Source organism: Hamadaea tsunoensis DSM 44101 (assembly GCF_000428945.1).
Classification (GTDB): Bacteria; Actinomycetota; Actinomycetes; order Mycobacteriales; family Micromonosporaceae; genus Hamadaea; species Hamadaea tsunoensis.
Genome location: NZ_KE386822.1, coordinates 65,105 through 85,741 on the forward strand (window position 1 = coordinate 65,105; position 20,637 = coordinate 85,741).

18 protein-coding genes and 1 pseudogene are annotated in these 20,637 nt (G+C 70.9%); 13 read left to right on the forward strand and 6 right to left on the reverse strand.

Annotated elements, in window-relative coordinates; translation table 11 throughout:
- Nucleotides 1-10 precede the first annotated feature (10 nt).
- From G401_RS0140790 to G401_RS0140800, 3 genes are read left to right on the forward strand one after another with little or no spacing between them, the layout of a single operon-like run.
- Nucleotides 11-1,318: a cysteine desulfurase gene (locus G401_RS0140790; protein WP_027347028.1), complete on the forward strand. Its 1,308-nt coding sequence runs from the start codon at nt 11-13 to the stop codon at nt 1,316-1,318.
- 2 nt (nt 1,319-1,320) lie between these two features.
- Nucleotides 1,321-1,779 carry a Fe-S cluster assembly sulfur transfer protein SufU gene (sufU, locus tag G401_RS0140795; protein WP_027347029.1) on the forward strand — a complete coding sequence of 153 codons (459 nt, stop codon included), beginning with the start codon at nt 1,321-1,323 and terminating at the stop codon, nt 1,777-1,779.
- The gene (locus G401_RS0140800) at nt 1,776-2,168 is read left to right on the forward strand and encodes a metal-sulfur cluster assembly factor (RefSeq protein ID WP_027347030.1); all 393 of its coding nucleotides are present in this window, start codon (nt 1,776-1,778) and stop codon (nt 2,166-2,168) included. Before sufU ends, G401_RS0140800 begins: the two co-directional genes overlap by 4 nt.
- A 164-nt stretch (nt 2,169-2,332) precedes the next feature.
- Here G401_RS0140800 and G401_RS0140805 read toward each other — a convergent pair whose 3' ends face one another.
- Entirely contained in the window at nt 2,333-3,124 is a 792-nt protein-coding gene (locus G401_RS0140805; RefSeq protein WP_027347031.1) for an SAM-dependent methyltransferase, read from the reverse strand.
- Nucleotides 3,125-3,297: 173 nt separating this feature from the next.
- Here G401_RS0140805 and G401_RS0140810 point away from each other — a divergent pair, with 173 nt between their 5' ends.
- The 5 genes from G401_RS0140810 (at nt 3,298) to G401_RS0140835 (ending at nt 10,718) form a co-directional block, all read left to right on the forward strand.
- On the forward strand, nt 3,298-4,458 hold the full coding sequence (locus G401_RS0140810) for an FIST signal transduction protein (protein WP_027347032.1): 1,161 nt from the start codon (nt 3,298-3,300) through the stop codon (nt 4,456-4,458).
- Nucleotides 4,459-6,741: a putative bifunctional diguanylate cyclase/phosphodiesterase gene (locus tag G401_RS0140815; RefSeq protein ID WP_027347033.1), complete on the forward strand. Its 2,283-nt coding sequence runs from the start codon at nt 4,459-4,461 to the stop codon at nt 6,739-6,741. It begins immediately after the preceding gene.
- Nucleotides 6,742-7,579: 838 nt separating this feature from the next.
- Nucleotides 7,580-8,479, forward strand: coding sequence for an alkaline phosphatase family protein (locus G401_RS0140825; protein ID WP_027347034.1), 900 nt, complete (start codon nt 7,580-7,582; stop codon nt 8,477-8,479).
- A gap of 6 nt (nt 8,480-8,485) precedes the next feature.
- Nucleotides 8,486-9,745 (forward strand): MFS transporter, encoded by a 1,260-nt coding sequence (locus G401_RS0140830; protein ID WP_027347035.1) that lies wholly within the window; start codon nt 8,486-8,488, stop codon nt 9,743-9,745.
- Nucleotides 9,735-10,718, forward strand: a complete 984-nt coding sequence (locus G401_RS0140835) for a TolB family protein (protein ID WP_027347036.1) — start codon at nt 9,735-9,737, stop codon at nt 10,716-10,718. Before G401_RS0140830 ends, G401_RS0140835 begins: the two co-directional genes overlap by 11 nt.
- 3 nt (nt 10,719-10,721) lie before the next feature.
- Here the strand turns inward: G401_RS0140835 and G401_RS51830 are convergent, their stop codons facing one another.
- Together G401_RS51830 and G401_RS0140845 are read right to left on the reverse strand one after the other, a co-directional pair.
- Complete coding sequence (locus G401_RS51830) at nt 10,722-11,396, reverse strand: hypothetical protein (RefSeq protein ID WP_157546822.1); 675 nt, start codon at nt 11,394-11,396, stop codon at nt 10,722-10,724.
- A 10-nt stretch (nt 11,397-11,406) separates the two neighbouring features.
- On the reverse strand, nt 11,407-12,105 hold the full coding sequence (locus tag G401_RS0140845; protein WP_027347037.1) for a papain-like cysteine protease family protein: 699 nt from the start codon (nt 12,103-12,105) through the stop codon (nt 11,407-11,409).
- A 119-nt stretch (nt 12,106-12,224) separates the two neighbouring features.
- On the opposite strand from G401_RS0140845, the gene G401_RS0140850 reads away from it, so the two are divergent.
- From G401_RS0140850 to G401_RS58750, 3 genes and pseudogenes are all read left to right on the forward strand, one after another.
- Complete coding sequence (locus tag G401_RS0140850; protein ID WP_051367969.1) at nt 12,225-13,118, forward strand: hypothetical protein; 894 nt, start codon at nt 12,225-12,227, stop codon at nt 13,116-13,118.
- A gap of 109 nt (nt 13,119-13,227) precedes the next feature.
- Nucleotides 13,228-13,926: pseudogene (locus G401_RS58745) on the forward strand (carbohydrate binding domain-containing protein); the annotation flags it as partial.
- Nucleotides 13,906-15,132, forward strand: a complete 1,227-nt coding sequence (locus G401_RS58750; protein WP_407636978.1) for a chitinase — start codon at nt 13,906-13,908, stop codon at nt 15,130-15,132. The pseudogene G401_RS58745 and the gene G401_RS58750, both read left to right, overlap by 21 nt.
- Before the next feature lie 508 nt (nt 15,133-15,640).
- Here G401_RS58750 and G401_RS0140860 read toward each other — a convergent pair.
- Nucleotides 15,641-16,312, reverse strand: coding sequence for a response regulator transcription factor (locus G401_RS0140860; protein ID WP_027347040.1), 672 nt, complete (start codon nt 16,310-16,312; stop codon nt 15,641-15,643).
- 19 nt (nt 16,313-16,331) lie between these two features.
- Here G401_RS0140860 and G401_RS51835 point away from each other — a divergent pair, with 19 nt between their 5' ends.
- Nucleotides 16,332-17,633 (forward strand): HAMP domain-containing sensor histidine kinase, encoded by a 1,302-nt coding sequence (locus tag G401_RS51835; protein WP_051367970.1) that lies wholly within the window; start codon nt 16,332-16,334, stop codon nt 17,631-17,633.
- A 78-nt stretch (nt 17,634-17,711) separates the two neighbouring features.
- Here the strand turns inward: G401_RS51835 and G401_RS0140870 are convergent, their stop codons facing one another.
- On the reverse strand, nt 17,712-18,431 hold the full coding sequence (locus tag G401_RS0140870; protein ID WP_027347041.1) for an MBL fold metallo-hydrolase: 720 nt from the start codon (nt 18,429-18,431) through the stop codon (nt 17,712-17,714).
- Nucleotides 18,432-18,569: 138 nt separating this feature from the next.
- Here G401_RS0140870 and G401_RS0140875 point away from each other — a divergent pair, with 138 nt between their 5' ends.
- Complete coding sequence (locus G401_RS0140875; protein ID WP_027347042.1) at nt 18,570-19,127, forward strand: TetR/AcrR family transcriptional regulator; 558 nt, start codon at nt 18,570-18,572, stop codon at nt 19,125-19,127.
- A 112-nt stretch (nt 19,128-19,239) separates the two neighbouring features.
- Here G401_RS0140875 and G401_RS0140880 read toward each other — a convergent pair whose 3' ends face one another.
- Nucleotides 19,240-20,601 (reverse strand): glycosyl hydrolase family 28-related protein, encoded by a 1,362-nt coding sequence (locus G401_RS0140880; RefSeq protein WP_027347043.1) that lies wholly within the window; start codon nt 20,599-20,601, stop codon nt 19,240-19,242.
- Nucleotides 20,602-20,637 lie beyond the last annotated feature (36 nt).

Here is a 20,637-nt window from a genome sequence, read left to right on the forward strand (position 1 = left end):
GGTTGATCCGATGTCCGTGATCACCATTCCGCAGGGCATGCCGCAGTACGCGGACAAGCCCCGCTTCGACGTGGAGAAGATCCGGGCGGACTTCCCGATCCTGTCGCGTACGGTCAACGGGCATCCGCTCGTCTACCTCGACTCGGCGGCGACCTCACAGAAGCCGCGCCAGGTCGTCGAGGCGATCGCCGATCACTACCTGAACCACAACGCCAACGTCGCGCGCTCGGTGCACACGCTGGGCACCGAGGCGACGGAGGCGTACGAGGGGGCGCGGGCGCTGGTCGCCGGGTTCATCGGAGCCCGGGCGCCGGAGGAGATCGTCTTCACGAAGAACTCCACCGAGTCGATCAACCTGGTGGCGCACGCCTTCTCGCCCACCGCCGCCGACCCGCGGTTCCGCCTCGGGCCGGGGGACGAGGTCGTGATCTCCGAGATGGAGCACCACTCGAACCTCGTACCGTGGCAGATGGTGTGCGAGCGTACCGGGGCGACGCTGAAGTGGTTCGGCGTCACCGATCAGGGCCGGCTGGACGAGTCCGATCTGGACGGTCTGATCACCGAGCGGACGAAGATCGTCTCCCTCGTGCACTACTCGAACGTGCTCGGGACGATCAACGCGACGGCCCGCATCACGAAGCGCGTACGCGAGGTCGGCGCCCTGCTGATGCTGGACTGCTCGCAGACCGTCCCGCACCTGCCGTTCGACGTGGTCGACTACGACGTGGACTTCGTGGCGTTCACCGGCCACAAGATGCTCGGCCCGACCGGGGTCGGCGTCCTGTGGGGCCGGTCGGAGCTGCTGGAGGCCATGCCGCCGTTCCTCGGGGGCGGGTCGATGGTCGAGACGGTCACGATGCCGAAGACCACGTTCGCCCCGCCGCCGGCCCGGTTCGAGGCCGGTACGCCGCCCATCGCCGAAGCCGTCGGCCTCGGTGCCGCCGTCCGGTACCTGCAGGACATCGGCATGGAGGCGATCCAGTGGCACGAGAAGGAGCTGACGGCGTACGCGCTGGACGCTCTGGCCACCGTGCCCGGGCTGAACCTGGTCGGGCCGTCGGTGCCGGTCGGCCGGGGCGGGACGCTCTCGTTCTCGCTGGCGGCCGCCGACGGTACGCCGATCCACCCGCACGACGTCGGCCAGGTGCTGGACAGCCTCGGCATCCAGGTACGCGTCGGCCACCACTGCGCGCGCCCGACGTGCGTACGCTTCGGGGTGGCCGCGCTGACCCGCGCCTCGTTCTACCTCTACACGACGACCGACGAGGTCGACGCCCTGGTGCGCGGCCTGGACCAGGTCCGGAAGGTGTTCGCGTAGCCATGGAAATCGACCAGCTCTACCAGGAGATCATCCTCGATCACTACAAGCGCCCGCACGGCCGCGGCCTCCAGGACGCGACCGGTGAGCATGTGGGCGAGGCGCACCACGTCAACCCGACGTGCGGCGACGAGATCACCATCCGGGTGGACGCGCAGGACGAGAAGATCGCCGGCATCTCGTGGGAGGGCCAGGGCTGCTCGATCTCCCAGGCCTCCGCGAGTGTCCTGCACGAACTGCTCACCGGTACGGGCGTGACCGACGCGCTGCGCGTACACGGGGACTTCGTGGAACTGATGCAGAGCAAGGGCCAGCTGGAGCCGGACGAGGAGGTCCTCGGCGACGCCGTGGCCTTCGCCGGAGTGGCCAAGTACCCGGCGCGCGTGAAGTGCGCCCTGCTGTCGTGGATGGCGTTCAAGGACGCGCTCGCGCGTACCGGTGCGATGGAGGTTCAGTCATGAGCGAGGAAACCCTGGCCGACACCGCGGCCGAGAGCCCGGTGGCCGTGAGCCCCGGGGCCGTGAGCAAGGCGACCGAGGCCGAGATCGAGGAGGCGATGAAGGACGTCGTCGACCCCGAGCTCGGGATCAACGTCGTCGACCTGGGCCTCGTCTACGGTACGCACGTCGACGACGACAACGTCGTCACGCTGGACATGACGCTGACGTCGGCGGCCTGCCCGCTGACCGACGTGATCGAGGACCAGGCGCGCCAGGCGCTGTGCGGCGGTCCCGGCGGCGGGCTCGCCAGCGACATCAGGATCAACTGGGTCTGGCTGCCGCCGTGGGGCCCGGACAAGATCACCGACGAGGGCCGCGACCAGCTGCGGGCACTCGGCTTCAACGTCTGACCGGCTTCAACGTCTGAGCGGCACCCCGCCGCGACTTCTGACGGAAACCCAAGATCCCGTTGGGATCAGGGAAATCACCCGAATCTTGGCTCAAGATTACGGGCGGAACCCTGATCCCAACGGGATCTTGGCGTGTCCGCTCTTGGTGTGTCCGCGGGGGCGGGTCAGCGCTTGATCGCGACGCCGCCGGACATGTAGACGTGCTCCACGTCGACCGCGGCGGCCTCGGCGTCCGGGTGCCACTCGCTGACCGGCACCACGCCCGGCTCCACCAGCTCCAGGCCGTCGAACATCGCGGTGACCTCCGCGATCGAGCGGGCCCGGGCGGCGATGCCGCTCGCGTTGTACTGCGCGGTCGCCCGGCGCGACTCCTCGGACTCGATGCGCACGGTCGAGACGGCCAGGGCGCTCCCGCTCGGCAGCGGGGCCAGGAACTCGTCGAGGATCCGGCGCAGCTCGGCGTCGTCGGTCACGAACTGCAGCACGGCGATGAGACTGACGGCCACCGGCTTCGACAGGTCGAAGGTCCGGGTGAGCTCCTGCGCGTGCAGGATCCCCTGGACGTCGCGCATGTCCGCGTCGATGTACGCCGTCATGCCCTGCGGCGCGCTGGTGAGCAGTGCCCGCGCGTGCACCAGCACGATGGGGTCATTGTCGACATAGACGATCCGCGACTCGGGTGCGGCCGACTGGACGACCTCATGCAGGTTCGGCGCTGTGGGCAGCCCGGTGCCGACGTCGAGGAACTGCCGGATGCCGACCTCGGCCGCGAGGTAGTGCGCGACCCGGGCCATGAACGTGCGGTTGGCCCGCATCGACGTGGCGAGGTTCGGCGCGGCATTCATGATCGACTCGGCGGCCCGGCGGTCGGCGTCGAAGTTGTCCTTGCCACCGAGCATGTAGTCGTAGATCCGTGCCGAGTGCGGAATGTGAGTATTGAGCTCGACCGTCGACATGGCCGGAAGCCTACTGCACTCCATCGTTGATGTGGATGCCCATGTGGACGCAGCGTGGTGCCGGGCGGCCGTCACCGCATTCCGTCAGCCGCTCGGCTCACCCCGGGTGGTCGGTGGGTCACAAGACAGCGGCTGTCCTTGATGGATGCGTCGCCGTGCCCAAGACTGAAGCAATGCGAGCGTTCGGGGAGCGGCGCTGGGCCGGCGTGGGGGGATCGTCCGATCTGGACTCCCGTCGCGCCGCGCTGGCCGCCGCGACCGCCGCACTGGCCGGCGACGATCCCCGGCTGCTGCTCGTCTTCGGCTCGGCCCGGTACGACCCCGAGGCCGTACTGGCCGGCGTCGGCGAGGTCGCGGGCGGCGTACCGCTGATCGGGTGCTCCTCGACGCGGGTCGTGGGCGGCCATGATCTCGTCGTGGTCGCGCTCGGCGGCCCCGGGCTGTCGGCCGTCACCGCCGCCGCCCCGCACGCCGCCGCCGACCGCCGCGCCGCCGGGTCGGCCGTCGCCGCCTGCGCCGTCGACCCCGGCGACCGCCCCCACCATGTGCTGATCATGCTCACCGACGGCGTCACCCCCGGTCAGGAGGAGATCCTCGCCGGCGCGTACGCGATGGTGGGCGCGAGCGTGCCGATGGTGGGCGGGGCGGCCAGCCCGGACGCGTACGCGGGGCGGACGTTCCAGCTGCACGGCGACCAGGTGCTGACCGACGGGGTGGTCGGCGCGCTGCTGTCGTCCGACGGCCCGCTCGGCATCGGCCTGCGGCACGGCTGGCGCAAGGTCGGCGAGCCGATGATCGTCACGAAGAGCTCCGGCGGAGACGTGCACACCCTGGACGACCGGCCGGCGCTGACGGCGTACCTGGACCGGCTGGGGGCGCCCGCGGCCGCGTACGAGGACCCGGCGGCGTTCGAGACCTTCGCGCAGGTACGCCCGATCGGCATCCGCCGCCGTAGCGGAGAGGAGGTACGCGGAGTCAGCTCCCCCGGCATGTTCGGCTCCGGCGGCCTGAGATCCAGCGGCGAGGTCCCCGAGGGCGGTCTCGTCTGGCCGATGGAGGGCGACGAGCGCTCGGTCCTCGACTCCGCCGCCGACGCCTGCCGGGACGCGGTGGCCGCGCTGGAAGGCGTACCGCCGCTGGCCCTGCTCACCTTCGACTGCGAATCGCGCGGCCGGCTCCTGGGCGACGAGGGCGTACGCGCGGAACTGGCCCGGATGACCGGCGAGGTCCCCGGCGTACCGGTCGGCGGGCCGTACACGTGGGGCGAGATCTGCCGGACGCGCGGCATCAACGGCTTCCACAACCAGACGCTGGTCGTCTTGGCGGTGGGGTAGATGCCGACGAACGCCACGGCGCTCGCCACCCAGCAGCTCGCCGAGTTCCTCGCGATGCTCTCGGCCGCGACCGATCCCGGTGCCGTCGCCCGCATCGCCGCCGAACGCGCGGCGCGGGCGCTGGAAGCCGAGGTCGCCGTCGTCCTGGGAGGCGGCCCGGCGGAGGGCTACGAACTCGTCAGCTCCGTCGGCTTCCCGGCGGGACGCGTACCCGGGGCCGACCTGACCGAGGTGGTGCTGGGGCGCCGGCAGCTGCTCGACGTGCCCGGCGCGGGCAAGTGCCACACGGCGGTGGCCCCGCTCGGCGATCCGGTCCCCGGCGCGCTGCTGGTGGCGCGGGCGGGAGCCGAGGGCTTCACCCCGGACGAGGGCAGCCTGCTGCGGGGCATGGCGCGGGTGCTGGAGCTGGTGGTGCAGAGCCTGGGCCGGCTGTCCGCCGAGCGAACGCAGGCGGTGCAGAACGCCCGGCTGCTCGCCTCCCTGCAGGAGCGGCACAACCTGCTCAACCAGCTGTCGCGGATCCAGCGCGCGATCAGCCGCCGCCAGCCGCTGACCGACATCCTGCACACGATCACCGCCTCGGCCAAGGAGCTGTTCGCCGACGACGAGGTGGTCGGGCTGCGCCTGCGCGATCCCGACGACCCGGCGATGCTCATCCTGGTCTCGCAGCGCGGCATGCGCCCGCAGCTGGCCCGGGAGATCTGGCGGGTGGACGTCGAGGACGCCGGCGCCACCGGCCAGGCCGTCCTGCTCGACGACCTCGTCGTCATGGAGCGGTACGCCGACGCCGAGCACGGGATACCGCAGCTGGCCGCCGAGCACATCCAGGCCGCGATGGCCGCGCCGGTGCACGACAACGGGGAGGTGGCCGGGGGCCTGGCGGTGGCGTCCTACCGCGGCCGGGGGTACACCCGCCGGGACAGGGAGACGCTGCTCGTCTTCGCCGAGCACGTGAGCCTCGCCCTCAGCGATCACCGGACGCGGGAGAAGATGCGGGAGGCGTACCACGACGCGCTGACCGGCCTGGCCAGCCGCGGGCTCTTCCTCGACCAGCTGGAGCAGGCGCTGGCCCGGGCCGCCCGCAAGGACGCCCCGCTCGCGGTCCTCTTCGTCGACCTGGACCGGTTCAAGATCGTCAACGACTCCCTCGGCCACGCCGCCGGCGACTCCCTGCTCATCGCGGTCGCCGACCGGCTGCGGTCCTGCCTGCGCGCGTCCGACGTGGCGGCCCGGTTCGGCGGTGACGAGTTCGCCGTGGTCCTGCCCGACCTGGGCGAACCCGAGCAGGCCCAGGCCGTCGCCCGGCGCATCACCGAAGTCGTCCAGGCCCCGTTCGTCGTCCTCGGCCGCGAGGTCTTCATCGACGCCAGCATCGGGATCGCGTACCGGGAGGAGGGCACGACCGGCGAGGAGCTCATCCGCCGCGCCGACCTCGCCATGTACCAGGCCAAACGCAACGGCCGGGGGCAGACCGCGACCTTCCGCCCGGCCATGCAGGCGACCCTGCGGCGTACGCTCGATCTTGAGGCCCGGCTGCGCCGCGCGGTCGAGGACAGCGCCTTCGAGGTGCACTACCAGCCGATCGTCGCGCTCGCGGACGGCACGGTCGCCGGCGTCGAGGCCCTCGTGCGCTGGCGCCACCCGCAACGGGGCCTGGTCACCCCGGGCTCCTTCGTCCCGCTGGCCGAGGAGACCGGGCTCATCGTCCCCATCGGACTGCTGTCCCTGCGCGAGGCGTGCCGGCAGACCGCCAAGTGGAACAGCGTACGCCCGGGCCGGCCGCTCACCGTCGGCGTCAACATCTCGGCCCGGCAGCTGCACCAGCCGGACCTGCCCGACGCCGTGGCCCGGATCCTCGCCGAGACCGACCTCGACCCGGGCTGCCTCGTCCTCGAACTGGCCGAGACCCTGCTGGCCGAGGACCCCGACGCGGCCCTGGACCGGCTGTGCAGCCTCAAGAACCTCGGCGTACGCCTCGCGCTCGACGACTTCGGCACGGCGTACGGGTCGCTGGCGCACCTGCGGCGGTACCCGGTCGACATCATCAAGATAGATCCGTCGTATGTGGCCGGAATGGGCCGCTCGGCGGCGGCGGACCAGGCGGCGCAGGCGGCGATCACGCTCGGGCAGATCATGGGGCTGCAGACGATCGCCGAAGGCATCGAGACGGCCGGCCAGCTGGCCGCGCTGCGGGGGGCGGGGTGCGAACTCGGCCAGGGGCATTTCCTGGCCCGCCCGGTCGCCGCCGAGGAGGCCGACGAACTCCTCCGCACCTCCTTCTAAGGCTCTTCGGTCGCTTGTGTGGGTCCGGATCGCCCGTTTTCTGCAGGATCCGGGAACTTGATCATGCTTTCCCGTCGTGATGGACCGGCCCGCTGTTGAGCGGCCCGCCGTGGAGTGATCATTTACCGCTATTTCGGCAGTCCACGGTGTGTCTCCTTGATCAAATACCGGCTATCCGGCAGGGAGGTGCGCTCTCGCCGTAATGACGGTATTTGATCAAGGTAATCGGCGTCGTGATGCCGCAATAGTGGTATTTGATCAAGTCCTCGGACTCCACTGCCGCCTGAGTGGGGCGAAGCATCATCCACCGTCGCCCGGCGGCAGCTCGTGACCTTTGTCGGCGGGGTTCGGCATGATCAAGGTCGCACCGCTCGGCCGGCCAGGCATGGTCCGGGCTGTGGGATGGATCTTCCGGACGGTGGGACGTGCTTCGGACTTTGTCTCGATTTTCCAGTTTCGCGGCCATCCGGCCTTGATCATGTGATGCATATACGTCGAAAACCCCCGCCCGGCGACATATGCATCACATGATCATGGGGACGTCGAAGGTGCCGCCCTGGCTCCGCGTGGACTTTGTCGCGACTGTCCGGCGCTGAGGTTCGCTGCCTCGGTTCAGTGGTGATCGTTGGCAATCATCGGTCCCCATACGAGACAGTCGCGACAAAAGCTGGTTGACGGCAAAATGCCCATGGATAACCATCAATGATCTTGAATATCGACGTACAGTCAGGAAGTGTTCACGGAGCGGTAAGGAACTCTTCCCGCCACACCCCTCCGGGGTCGGCCATTCAGACGGGACGATGGAACCGCTCACCGTCTTCCGGCTGGAGGAATATTCATGCTCGTCAAGCGCATCCTGATCGGAGCGAGCGCGCTCGCCCTGGTCGCCGCGGGCGCGACCGCCGCCCACGCGGCAACGAAGAACGACACCGCGACGAAGAACGACACCGCGACGACGAACGCAGCCGCCGTCACGGCCGCCGTCCCCCGTCCCGACCACGTCGTGCTGGTGATGTTCGAGAACAAGAAGTACTCCTCGATCAGCGGCAGTTCCAGCGCGCCGTACTTCAACTCCCTGGCCGCGCAGGGTGCGAAGTTCACCAAGTCGTACGCGATCACCCATCCGAGCGAGCCGAACTACATCGCGCTGCTGTCGGGCTCGACGCAGGGCGTGACCTCGGACGCCTGCCCGGTGAACTTCTCCGGGGAGAACCTCGCGCACCAGCTGATCGCCGGCGGTTTCTCGTTCAAGGGGTACTCGGAGACGATGCCCTCGGACGGCTACACCGGCTGCAGCAGCGGCAACTACGCCCGCAAGCACAACAGCTGGGTGGACTTCTCGAACGTGCCGGCGGCCAGCAACGTGCGCTGGTCGACCTTCCCGACGTCGGCCAACTACGCGACGCTGCCGGCGGTGTCGTTCGTGAGCCCGAACCTGTGCAGCGACATGCACGACTGCTCGATCGGCACGGGTGACACCTGGCTGAAGACCAACCTCGACGCGTACGCGCAGTGGGCGAAGACCCACAACAGCCTGCTGATCGTGACGTTCGACGAGGACAGCGGCACCTCGGTGAACCAGATCTTCACGATCTTCGTCGGCCAGCACGTGAAGGTCGGCACGTACGCGGAGTCGATCAACCACTACACCGTGCTGCGTACGCTGGAGGACGCGTACGGGCTGGCGGCCATCGGCTCGGCGGCGTCGGCCACCCCGATCACCGACGTCTGGCAGTAGACACCGGTGTACCTGTCCACCATCGATCGTCCCGCGGCGTCCGGAGCGACTTCCGGCCGCCGCTGGACGGCCATCGGCGTGAACGTCGTGGCGCTGGGCACGGTCAGTCTCGTCACCGACGTCTCCTCGGAGATGGTGACGGCCGTCCTGCCGGTGTATCTGGTCGTCGGGCTCTCGCTGGGCCCGCTGGCGTACGGGGTGATCGACGGGGTCTACACCGGTGCGACGGCCGCGCTGCGGCTCGTGGGCGGCTGGCTGGCGGATCGGACGCGGCGGCGCAAGACGGTCGCCGGGTTCGGGTACGCCCTCTCCGCGCTCGCGAAGCTCGGCCTGCTCGCGGCCGGTCCGCACGCCGGAGTGCTCGGTGCCGTGATCGCCGCCGACCGGACGGGCAAGGGTCTGCGGACGGCTCCCCGGGACGCGCTGATCACGTTGTCCGCGCCCGCTCCGCTGCTCGGCCGGGCGTTCGGCGTGCACCGGGCGATGGACTCGATCGGGGCCTTCCTCGGGCCGCTGGTCGCCCTCGGGGTGCTCGCCGCGACCGGGGCCTCGACGTTCACCGCGGTCACCCGGCAGTCCTTCGACGCCGTGTTCGTCGTGAGCTTCTGCGTCGCGGCTCTCGGCGTACTCGTGCTGGCGCTGTTCGTGAAGGAGCACCGGGAGCCGCACGCGGTCGCGCGGCCGAAGCTCCGGGAGGCCGGGGTTCTGTTGCGGGGCAACGGAAGGCTGGTCGGAGCGGCGGTCGTGCTGGGCACGGTCACGATCGGCGACGGGTTCGTCTACCTGCTGCTGCAACGGCGCGAGGAGCTCGCGGTGGGCTGGTTCCCGCTGCTCGCGGTGGGCACGAACCTGGCCTACCTGCTGCTGGCCGGACCGGTCGGCGTTCTCGCGGACCGGGTGGGGCGGCTGCCCGTGATCCTCTCCGGGTACGCGTGCCTCGCCCTCGTCTACCTCCTGCTGTTCGGCCCGCTCGGCGGTACGCCGCTGGTGGTGCTGGTCCTGGCGCTCAACGGGCTCTTCTACGCGAGTACGGACGGGGTGCTCATGGCGCTGGCCGGACCCTTATTACCGGAGAACCTGCGCACGACCGGTCTGGCGCTGGTGCAGACCGGGCAGGCGCTGGCGTACCTGGTGTCGTCCGTCCTGTTCGGACTCGCCTGGACGGCCTGGGGGCCGGCGCCCGCCTCCCGGGTCGCGGCGCTCGCCGCCCTGCTCGGCATCGGCGCCACGTTCGCTCTGCTGAAAGGCGTACGCCGTGCGGACTAAGCTCCTCGTCCTGCTGGCCGCGGTCGTCCTGCTGGCCGGGGTGGGCATCGGTTACGTCCGATACGTCGCGAGCCGGGCGGCAGCCTCGGACGCGCCCGCCGTCCAGGGTGTGAGCCTCGGCGCGCAGGACACCGTCGCCGCCGTCAGCACCGCACCGGGTGAACGCGGCCGGGTCGTCTTCGTGCACGACGGGCGCAGAGACGTCTCCGCCCTGTCCTGTACGCGGTTCTACGCGGCCGGCGGCGCCGGTGTCTGCCTGCGCCCGGACGGGCCGCTCGCCACCTACCAGGTCGCCCGGCTGACCTCCACACTGGACGTCGCCGAGACGATCCCGCTGGTGGGCGTGCCGAACCGGGCGCGGGTGTCGGCCGACGGGAAGCTGCTGGCGTGGACGGTCTTCGTCACCGGCGACTCGTACAACAACGGCCGGTTCTCCACGCGCGTCGGCATCCTGGACGCGCGTACCGGGGACGTCGTGGCGACGCTGGAGGACTTCGCGGTCTTCGTGGGGGACCGGGCCTACCAGGCGGCCGACCTCAACTTCTGGGGCGTCACGTTCCTGCCGGACGACAACCGGTTCTACGCGACGATGTCCACGAAGGGCCACCGCTACCTGGTCGCCGGGGACATCAGGGCGCAGACCGTGCGGACCGTCGCGTACGGCGGGCGGACCCTGGAGAACGTCGAGTGCCCGTCGCTGTCCCCGGACGGCACCCGGCTCGCGTTCAAGGCGGCGGTCGGCGGCGACCCCGCCCGCGGGTGGCGGCTGTCCGTCCTCGACCTCGCCACCGGCGCCGTCACCCCCACCGCCGAGACCCGGTCGGTCGACGACCAGGCAGCGTGGATCTCCACAACCACTCTGGCGTACGCGATCCCGCGCGGCCAGGGTTCGGATGTGTGGGCCGTCGACGCCGACGGGGGCGGGCGGGCACGCGTACTGATCCCGGACGCGGCCTCGCCCGCCGCTCTCTAGGGGTCAGGCCTTCCTGCGCCGGGGCAGGCCGACGAGGCCGAGCACGATCAGGCCGCCGAGCGCGTACCAGGGCCAGGTCGCGGGGTGCTCCGCCGGACCCGTGCCGAGGCCGCCGGCCATGCCCGCCTTGTCGTACGCCGACCCGGGCAGCTTGTCCGCGTACCTGCCCGCCACCAGGGCGTGGTACGCGGCCACGGTCACCCCGGCCGCGCCGACCGACGTGCGCGCGTCGGCGTTGAGCGGGACGACCCGGCCGGCGGTCAAGGCGTACCAGGCGTGGATCTGCGGTTCGGTGAACGCCGTCCCGCCGAGGGCCGCCGCCTTGGTCGCGTACGCGGCCTCGTCGTCACCGGAGGCGATGTTCACGACGGTCCAGCCGCCGCCCGACTGGACACTCTGGACGGTGGCCGCCCGGCCGTTCGCGGTGGCGGTCGTGGCCACGTAGCCCAGCACCGTGACCGGCGCCGAGCCCGACCGGACGAACCCCGGATTCAGCTGGTACGCCGCGACGGACGAGCCGAGGGTCGGCGTACCCCCGAGGAAGCGGGACAGGGCCGCGGTGGCCTGGGTGGCGGGTTGCCGCGCGGCGGCGAGGTCGGGGCCGTCGGCGGCCGAGGCCGGAGTGGCGAGCGCGAGGGCGGCGAGGACGCCGAGGCTCGCGACCAGGGTGAGCTTCATGGCGGGCACCTCACATGCCGATCTGGTAGAGGGAGTGGGTCCAGAAGAACGAGCTGTTGGAGACGTAGTAGCTCCAGGTGGCCCAGTTGTAGCGGGTGTCCGACGGCCAGGGATCGCCCCAGTAGACCCAGTTCTGGCTCTTGTCGTAGCCGTAGAGGACCATCATGTGGCCGCCGCCGGACTGCCACTGGATCCGGGTCATGACCGGGCGCAGCGCGTCGATCTCGTTGATCACGGTGTTGTAGGACAGGTAGCCGTTGTAGTAGTAGCCGGGCGAGATGCCGATCTGCCGGAACGCCTCCTGGTCGTTGCCCAGGTTGGCCTGGCTGTTCGGGCAGGTCGAGTTGATCGAGCGGTCGAAGGCGAGATTGCAGAACTGGTTCTGCGAGTAGGACGGGAAGCCCAGGTACGCCGCGACCGTGTTGCCGGAGGCGGCCCAGCACCAGTTGGAGTTCACCTGCGACTGCATGGTGATCCCCAGCTTGTGCCAGGTGTAGGACGTGGTCGCTTGCCGGCCGGTCGCCTTCTCCTGTGCGGCACTCTTTTCCTGTGCGGGAGTCTTTTCCTGCGCGGCAGCGACATGGGCCGCCGGCTGTGCGGCGGCGGTGACGGGGGCGCTCGCGGCCGGCTGGGCGGGGAGCGCGACGGCGGCCGCGAGGACCGCGGCGAGGGTGACGGCCCGGGATCTCCGGGTGGCGGGGTTTCGCATGCGTGCCACGGTCGGGCCTGCGTGTTTCCCCGGCAAGACGTGAAACGGGTCGATGCGCTTGATCGTGAACCGCCACGCGCCGCCAGTAGCGCGAAGGCGTCGCTGCTGTGAATATTCACATGATGGAGCGTGATGAGCTGTCGGTGCTGCTGCGGACGGGCCCGTTCCATCTCGCCCTGCGCGCCGCGATCGACGCCCGGGGCCTTGCCCTGCAACGGATCCAGCACAGGCTGGCCGAGCAGGGGGTCAGCGTCGGCGTGGCGACGCTCAGCTACTGGCAGTCCGGCCGCCGCCGGCCCGAGTCGCTGCCGGCCGTCCAGGCGCTCGAAGGGATCCTCGGCCTCGCGCCCGGCGCGCTGACCACACTGCTCGGGCCGCGCGGCGTACCGGCCGGCGGGCGGCGGTACGCCGATCTCATGTTCAGCGGCGACGAGATCGAGCGCATCGTCGGCGACCTCGACCCGGCGACCGACGGCCGGCTGCACACGCTCATGTTCTCCGAGGAGGTCGAGCTGGGCGCCGACCGCTCCGCCGTACGCCGCAGCTGCCGCCAGGTCCTCACCGCGCACCAGGAGGCCGACCGCTACGTGACCGTCGTGCAGGGCGAACCCGGCTGCGACGCCGCCCGGCTGGAGATCGTCCCCGGACTCGACTGCCGCCTCGGCCGCGTACGCCGATCGTTCGCCGGCGGCTTCCTCGTCGCGGAACTGATCTTCGACCGGCTCCTGCGGGCGGGGGACACGCACGTCCTCGACTACGAGGTGGTGGACCGCAACGGGCTGCCGGCCACGGAGTACTGGCGCGGAGTGCGCTTCCCGGCCCGGCTGCTGGTGCTGCGGGTGCGGTTCCATCCGGAGGCCCTGCCGGTGCGGTGTTACCGGTTCGCCCGCAAGCACGCGCACGGCGCGGACGTCAGCAGGGAGGAGCTGACGCTGTCGGGGCACCGCACCGTCCACATCGTCGAGCCCGACCTGACCCCGGGCATCATCGGCGTCCACTGGGACTGGACCTGACCACGGCCCTCCGCGGGCGGGCGGGCATTGACGAAAGTAGGGGTGAATATTTTAATAAACCTTACTTACAGTTCCCCCAGGCTGTGGAGAAGACATGAGACCCAAGCGCATGGCGGCACTGTCCGCCCTCGTCACCGTCCTGATCACCACCTTCGCCCTGACCGCCGCCGCCCCCGCGGGGGCCGCTGAGCTGATCACGAACGGCGGGCTGGAGTCCGGCGCGCTGAGCCCGTGGTCGTGCACCGGCTCGCTCGGCAGCGTCGTGGCCACCCCCGTCCACACCGGGACGAAGGCGCTGCAGGGCGCCGCCTCCTCCTCGGACAACGCGAACTGTACGCAGACCGTCCCGGTCGTGTCCGGTACGGCGTACACGCTCAGCGCGTACGTGCGGGGCAGTTACGTGTACCTCGGCGTCACCGGCGGCAGCTCGACCTGGACGCCGAACGCGACCGACTGGACGAAGCTGACCGTCACGTTCACGGCGTCCAGCTCCAGCGTCCAGGTCTTCCTGCACGGCTGGTACGGCACCGGCACCTACTACGCCGACGACGTCTCCCTGGACGGCCAGGGCGGATCGAGCGCGCCGGGCGTACCGGGCAACCCGTCGGCGGGCACGATCACCAACACCTCGGTGGCCCTCTCGTGGGGCGCCTCGACCGGTACGGTCACCGGTTACCGGGTCTACGAGGGCGGCACGGTCGTCTCGACCGGCACCGGGACCAGCGCGACGATCTCCGGGCTGACCGCCTGCACGACGCACACGTACAACGTGACCGCGTACAACAGCGTGGGGGAGTCGGCCCACTCGGGCAACGTCTCGGCCACCACGACCGGCTGCACCACCGGCGTCCCCGGTACGCCGGCCGGCCCCTCGGTCACCGGCAGCACCGACACGTCGCTGAGCCTCGGCTGGGGCGCGTCCAGCGGAACCGTGACCGGCTACCGGGTGTACGAGGGCACCACGCTCAAGACCACGGTGACCGGGACCAGCGCGACGATCTCCGGGCTGACGGCCTGCTCGTCGCACACGTACGGGATCGCCGCGTACAACGGGACGGGTGAGTCGGCCAAGGCGAACGTGACCGGAACGACCACCGGCTGCACCACCGGTACGCTGCCCAAGCACCTGCTCACCGGGTACTGGCAGAACTTCACCAACGGGGCGACCCCGCTCAAGCTGGCCTCGGTGCCGACCACCTACGACATCGTGGCGATCGCGTTCGCCAACGCCGACCCGGGCAACGCCGGCGGCGTCACGTTCACCGTCGACTCAGGACTGTCGTCGGCGCTCGGCGGGTACACCGACGCGCAGCTGAAGGCGGACGTGACCACGCTGCACTCGCGCGGCCAGAAGGTGATCCTGTCGGTCGGCGGCGAGAAGGGCTCGGTCTCGGTCGGCAGTTCGGCCGCGGCGACCAACTTCGCCAACAGCGTGTACGCGATCATGAGCAGCTTCGGCTTCGACGGCGTCGACATCGACCTGGAGAACGGGCTCAACGCGACCTACATGGAGCAGGCGCTGCGCTCGCTGCGCTCGAAGGCGGGCAGCGGCCTGCTCATCACGATGGCACCGCAGACGATCGACATGCAGTCCACCGGGACGGCGTACTTCAGCCTGGCCCTGAACATCAAGGACATCCTGACGATCGTGCACACCCAGTTCTACAACTCGGGCAGCATGCTCGGCTGCGACCAGATGTTCGCGTACTCGCAGGGCACGGTGAACTTCATGACGGCGCTGGCCTGCATCCAGCTGCAGTCGGCGCTGCGGCCCGACCAGGTGGCGCTCGGCCTGCCGGCGACGTCCGGCGCGGCCGGCGGCGGCTACGTCGCGCCGTCCGTGGTCGACAGCGCGCTCGACTGCCTCGCGGCCGGGACGGGCTGCGGCTCGTTCGTGCCGCCGGCGAAGTGGCCGGCGATCCGCGGCGCGATGACCTGGTCCATCAACTGGGACGCCGCGAACGGCTACAACTTCGCCAACACCGTGCACAGCCACCTCGTGGCGATGCCGTAGTTCTCATCGTCCTCTCATCCTCGCCGGGGCAGAGTGGGTCGCGTGCCAGCGATCCGCAACTCCCGGCGGAGGCTCCCGACCGGACCTGGCCCCGCGGTGCGTGTGTCCTTCCTCGCGCGCTCCACGGTGGCCGGGCCCGGGCCCAGGGTGGTCCTGGTGGCACCTTGACGCGACCGCCAGTGCGGCGCCCACCGACCTTGGGGTCAAGAGGGGTTTACCGGGTCCGGGCGGCTCGTGCGGGATCATGGCGGGCGCCGGCGGCGCCGGTCGGGACCGGTCTCGTCCCGGTATCGGGGTGGCCGATGACTCCGAGACGGGACAGGGGATCCGACCGGCCGCCGCCCTCAGGGCGGCGGCCGCCCCATCTCCTCCCGACGATCTTGCGCGAATGCCCCGAATTTCGCGGCGTATGCCCGTTGTGCCGGTACATTCGCGCAAGATCGTCGGAAGGAAGGGCGGGGCGCGCCGGGGAGGGGGCGGAGGGGCGGCGGAAGGAAGGGCGGGGCGGTCAGGAGGCGGCGAAGCGGTAGCCGGCGCCGCGGACCGTCTGGATCGTGTCCCGGCCGAACGGCCGGTCCACCTTCTCCCGCAGGTAGCGGACGTAGACGTCGACGACGTTGGAGCCGCTCAGCTGGTCGGAGTCCCAGAGCTTGTCGATGAGATAGCTGCGCGAGAGGACCTGGTCGGGATGCCGCATCAGCTCATGGAGCAGCCCGAACTCCCGGGCCGACAGGGCCACCGGCTGCCCGTCGCGGGTCACCGTGCGGCGGGCCGGGTCCAGCGTCACGCCGGCCAGGTTCAGCACCGCCGGCCGCTGGCTGGGCGCCCGCCGGGTCAGGGCGCGCACGCGGGCGTACAGCTCCGCGAGGGCGACCGGCTTCACGAGATAGTCGTCCGCACCGGCGTCCAGCGCGGTCACCCGGTCGGCCACCGCGTCCCGCGCGGTCAGCACCAGGATCGGGGTCCAGCGCTCCTCGGCCCGCAGCGTCCGGGTCACGGAGATCCCGTCGCCGCCGGGGATCATCAGATCCAGGACGATCAGGTCGTACGCGAATTCGCGCGCGGCCCAGAGTGCTTCGGTGCCTGAGCCCGCGAGGTCGACCGCGTACCCCTCGCCGGACAGTCCTCTGCGCAGGGCCCCGGCCAGCGCCGTGTCGTCTTCCACCAGAAGCAGCCGCACGACGACTACCGTACGCCGGGTGAGTCCCCGTCTTCGCCGTTGGACACCGCGTACGCTCCGCGGCCGCATCACCGCGGCGTACCTGGCCGCGCTGGTGGTGACGCTGGGCGTGTTCGGGATGGTCGGCTCGGCGCTGCTGGTGCACAACCTGCGCGCGGCCGACACCGACGAGGTGACCGCCCGCCTCGGCGACCTGGCTGCGGCCGTCCAGGCGGGCGACCTCACACCGGTCGACCGGGACCCGTTCGCGCAGGTGATCACCCGCGATCTGGTGACCGCCCGCTCCTCGGCCGCGCCGAGCAGCCCGGTGCTCACCGACGCCGAGCTCGCCCGGGCCCAGCAGGGACAGATCGTGGTGCACAAACGCGTACCCGGGCTCGGGTCGGACGCCGTGCTGGTGGCCACGCCGCTGTCGCCGGAGCGGGTGGCGGTCGCCGGATCCAGCCTGGACAGCGTCAACGAGGTGTCCCGCCGGCTCGTCGTCGGCGTCGCGATCAGCGTGCCGCTGCTCGTCCTGCTGCTGACGCTCGGCGTACGCCGCCTGGTCGGCACGGCGTTGCGGCCGGTCGCCGGGCTCACCGCCGAGGCACAGGAGATCAGCACCGCCGACCCCGGCGAGCGGCTGCCGGTCCCGCCCGGCGACGACGAGGTGGCCGCCCTCGCGCGTACGCTGAACGGAATGCTCGACCGGATCGCGGCCGCGTCGCGACGGGAGCGTTCGTTCCTCGACGCCGCCGCGCATGAACTCCGGACGCCGGTGGCGGCACTGCGCGCGGAGCTGGAGGTCGGTCTGGCCGCGGAGGGCGAGCGGGACGCGCGGCTGGCCCTGCGCGGCGCGCTGCGCGAGGCCGACCGGCTGGGCCGGCTGACCACGGACATGCTGACGCTCGCCCGGGCCGGGGCCGGTGAGGTGCCGCTGGAGCGGGTGCCGACCGACGTCACCGACCGGATCCGGGCCACCGCAGCCCGGGTCGCCACCGTCTACGCCCTGGCCGTCGAGATCACCGGCGAGGAGGTCGTGGCCGACGTCGATCCCGTCCGGCTCGACCAGGTGGTGACGAACCTGCTGGCCAACGCCGCGCAGGCGGGTGCGCGCCACGTCGCCGTACGCGTCGGCGAGCCGCTGGTGCTCGTGGTGGACGACGACGGGCCGGGTTTCCCACGCGCGCTGCTGCCGTTGAAGTTCCGCGACTCCGACGCGCCCGGCCTCGGACTGACCATTGTGGACATGGTGGCCCGTGCGCACGGGGGAGAACTGGTGGTGGGCAACGATTCGCCGCTCGGCGGTGCCCGCGTCACGGTACGCCTGAGCGCGCCGTGACGGACGAGTGCCCGATACGGAGCCGCGGCCGCCTCCCGAGAGACGGCCGCGGCAGGTCCGGCGGTGTGACCGGTTCGCTCAGGCGGCCGCCGCGACCGCCTGGATCTGCCGGATCGCCTCCGGGACGCCGCCGTTCCAGGGCGTGCCGTGGCCCGGCAGCACCCACGTGGCCGGCAGGTCCGCCAGCCGGGTGAGCGAGGCCAGCGCCTGCTGCGGGTCGTCGGTGAACGGCGCCGGCTGGGGACCGCGCCGCCCGGTGAGGACGTGGCGGGTCGTGAGGCCGTCGCCCACGAAGATCGCATCCGCCACCGGCACGGAGACCGCGATGCTGCCGGGGGAGTGGCCCGGCAGGCCGATGATCTGCGGCGCGCCGGGCAAGTCGAGCACCTGTCCGTCGGCCACCTCGACCACCTCGGTCAGGTAGTTCGTGCGCAGGCCGCCCTTGCGGCTCGCGTACCAGAAGAAGCCGGCGGTGGCGCCGACCTTCATCGGGCCGTACGCGACCTTGGGCTTGGGGCCGCCCTTGGCGCGCTCGGCGTCGGCGGCGTGGATGTACACCGGTACGCCGTGCTCGCGGCGCAGCCGCTCGGCGAACCCGATGTGGTCGCTGTCGCCGTGGGTGAGGACGACGCCGCGGATGTCGTCGAGCGAGCGGCCCATGGTCGCGAGTTCGGCGGTCAGTTCGCCGTAGTGGCCGGGGAGACCGGCATCGATGACCGTCACGCCTTCATCAGTGTCAACCAGGTAGACCGCGACGATGTCGTTACCGATGCGGTGCAGGTGCGGGCCGAGCTGCATGGTTGTGCCCTCTCCGAGGATGTTGCTACCTTCCGTCTGATGGCTACGCTACCTAGCTATCATGGCTATGGTCAATAGCTATGATGGTGTCACGCGCGTCACGGTCGCCGACCGCGTCACGATCGGAAAGGAGGTCGGATGCCCACGCCCGACCGGACCTCGCTCGACGAGATCATCCGCACCGGCCGCGAGATCCTCGAAAGCGACGGGCTGGGCCGCCTCACCATGCAGGCGGTCGCCGACCGGGTCGGCGTACGCGCACCGTCGCTGTACAAACGCGTACGCAACCGCGACGATCTCGTCCGGCTCATCGCGGAGGCGATCCTCCTCGACCTGACCGGGCGGCTGGAGGCGGTGGCCGACGGCGGGGATCCGCGCCGGGAACTCGGGCGGCTGGCCCATGCGCTGCGCGCGTTCGCTCATGCCCAGCCGGCCGGGTACCGCCTCGTCTTCACCTGGGGGCCGCCCGATCCGGCCACGCTCACCCGCTCCAGCGCGCCGATCCTGCGGGTGGCCGCCCGTCTGGCCGGGCCGGACCACGCGCTCCCGGCCGCGCGCACGATCACCGCATGGGCCCACGGGTTCATCGGCATGGAACTGGCCGGGGCCTTCAACCTCGGCGGGGATCTCGACGTCGCCTTCGACTTCGGGATCGCCGCCCTCGCCGAAGCGCTCACCGCCGCGGGCACGGCCTAGCCCCCGCCCCCTTCCGCCCGGCTTGTGGCGACGATCTTGCGCGAATGTACTGGCATAACAGGCATAAGCCGCGATTTTCGGGGCATTCGCGCAAGATCGTCGGAAGAGAGGGTCAGGCGGAGACGTCGGCGGTCGCCCAGGAGTCGCGGAACGCGTACCGCTTCGGGTTGGCGGTATAGCGCAGGAACGCGGTGCCCGTCGTCGTGCCCACCGCCGTCGTCGTGTGCTGGAACCGGCAGCCCTCGTAGATCATCTTGCCGTTCGTGAGGGCGGCGCCGTCGGCCGACACCACGTGGTATCCGCCGAGTACGCAGTCCTGGTACCGCACGATCGGCAGCTTTCCGGCCCCGCCGCCCGTGTACCGGTGGAAGTTGAGGAAGCCGGGCGCGTCCTGAATCGCGGCCACGTCCGAGCACGACGTGAACGTGACGTTGCCCCGGTTCCAGTCGCAGTCGATGACCTTCTGGTCCGCGCTCTTCTTCGGCTCGAAGCGTACGCCGTCGACGTTGAGCCGGGCGTCGGTGATGTCGCCGTCCGCGGTGTAGCGCAGGACGAAGTAACGGGCGGCGGCCGTGCCGACCATCGACCACGAGCCGCCGAGGACGTTGATCGAGCCGCCGCGGTCGAACTTGAGCAGGTCGCCGCCGGCGACGGCGAAGTTGCAGGACAGGAAGAAGTAGTTCAGGAACTGGTCCTGCGGCTTGCTGCCGGCCGGGTCGGTGATGCCGCAGTGCAGGAACGCGTCGGTGAAGGTGGCGGTGGTGTCGGTCGAGCAGAGCACGAAGTGGTGCTCGCTGTTGTTGTTGGCGTACTTGTCGCCGTCGATCCCGATCACGCGGTTCCACTTGCCGCGCCACTCGACGTTGCGGTACTCGAAGTACTGGTTCTGCCCCGCGCCGTACTGCGGGTACACCGAGTCGGCCGCCACCGAGCCGACCGACCAGTAGTACGCGAAGTTGTTGTTCGCGTTGCCGGAGCTGAAGCTCATGTCCGCGAACGTCGTGTAGCGCAGGCGTACGGCCGCGGTGAGGAGGTTGTTCTCCCTCGGGTCGGCGCTGGCCGCGAAGGCGGTGTCGAAGGTGATCGTGGTGACGCGGACACCGGCCCCGCGGTAGCGCAGGCCGAAGATCTGATCGGCGGTGCCGGTCGTCGGCGACCACATCAGGATGTCCTTCTGGGTGATGCGGTAGTTGCCCGGCGGGAAGAAGATCTCCTTCTGCGCGACGCCGCCCACGCGGCCGGCGATCGCCGCGGTCACGGCGGCCTTGACCGCCGCCGAGTCGTCCGTGACGCCGTCGCCCTTGGCGCCGTAGGTCTTCACGTCCACGGTGTAGACCGCCGGGTCCGTGTTCGCGGCCGCCGGGTCCGCGCCCAGCAGGGCCGCCGCGCCCGCGCCGCCGACCGCGGTGCCGACCATGCCGCCGACCATGCCCAGGCCGAGCCTGCGCCGGCTCAGTCTCTCGTCGTACGCCATCCTGCCTCCCCTGCTCCAGATGATCTGTACAAAGTA

Bases quoted from the DNA above. Each gene is read 5' to 3' on its own strand.
- G401_RS0140790 (WP_027347028.1), top strand. From the start codon at position 11: ATGTCCGTGATCACCATTCCGCAGGGCATGCCGCAGTACGCGGACAAG.
- G401_RS0140875 (WP_027347042.1), top strand. From the start codon at position 18,570: ATGCCCACGCCCGACCGGACCTCGCTCGACGAGATCATCCGCACCGGC.
- sufU (WP_027347029.1), top strand. From the start codon at position 1,321: ATGGAAATCGACCAGCTCTACCAGGAGATCATCCTCGATCACTACAAG.
- G401_RS0140810 (WP_027347032.1), top strand. From the start codon at position 3,298: ATGCGAGCGTTCGGGGAGCGGCGCTGGGCCGGCGTGGGGGGATCGTCC.
- G401_RS0140805 (WP_027347031.1), bottom strand. From the start codon at position 3,124: ATGTCGACGGTCGAGCTCAATACTCACATTCCGCACTCGGCACGGATC.
- G401_RS0140880 (WP_027347043.1), bottom strand. From the start codon at position 20,601: ATGGCGTACGACGAGAGACTGAGCCGGCGCAGGCTCGGCCTGGGCATG.
- G401_RS0140850 (WP_051367969.1), top strand. From the start codon at position 12,225: ATGATGGAGCGTGATGAGCTGTCGGTGCTGCTGCGGACGGGCCCGTTC.
- G401_RS0140845 (WP_027347037.1), bottom strand. From the start codon at position 12,105: ATGCGAAACCCCGCCACCCGGAGATCCCGGGCCGTCACCCTCGCCGCG.
- G401_RS0140825 (WP_027347034.1), top strand. From the start codon at position 7,580: ATGCTCGTCAAGCGCATCCTGATCGGAGCGAGCGCGCTCGCCCTGGTC.
- G401_RS0140800 (WP_027347030.1), top strand. From the start codon at position 1,776: ATGAGCGAGGAAACCCTGGCCGACACCGCGGCCGAGAGCCCGGTGGCC.
- G401_RS51830 (WP_157546822.1), bottom strand. From the start codon at position 11,396: ATGAAGCTCACCCTGGTCGCGAGCCTCGGCGTCCTCGCCGCCCTCGCG.
- G401_RS0140815 (WP_027347033.1), top strand. From the start codon at position 4,459: ATGCCGACGAACGCCACGGCGCTCGCCACCCAGCAGCTCGCCGAGTTC.
- G401_RS0140870 (WP_027347041.1), bottom strand. From the start codon at position 18,431: ATGCAGCTCGGCCCGCACCTGCACCGCATCGGTAACGACATCGTCGCG.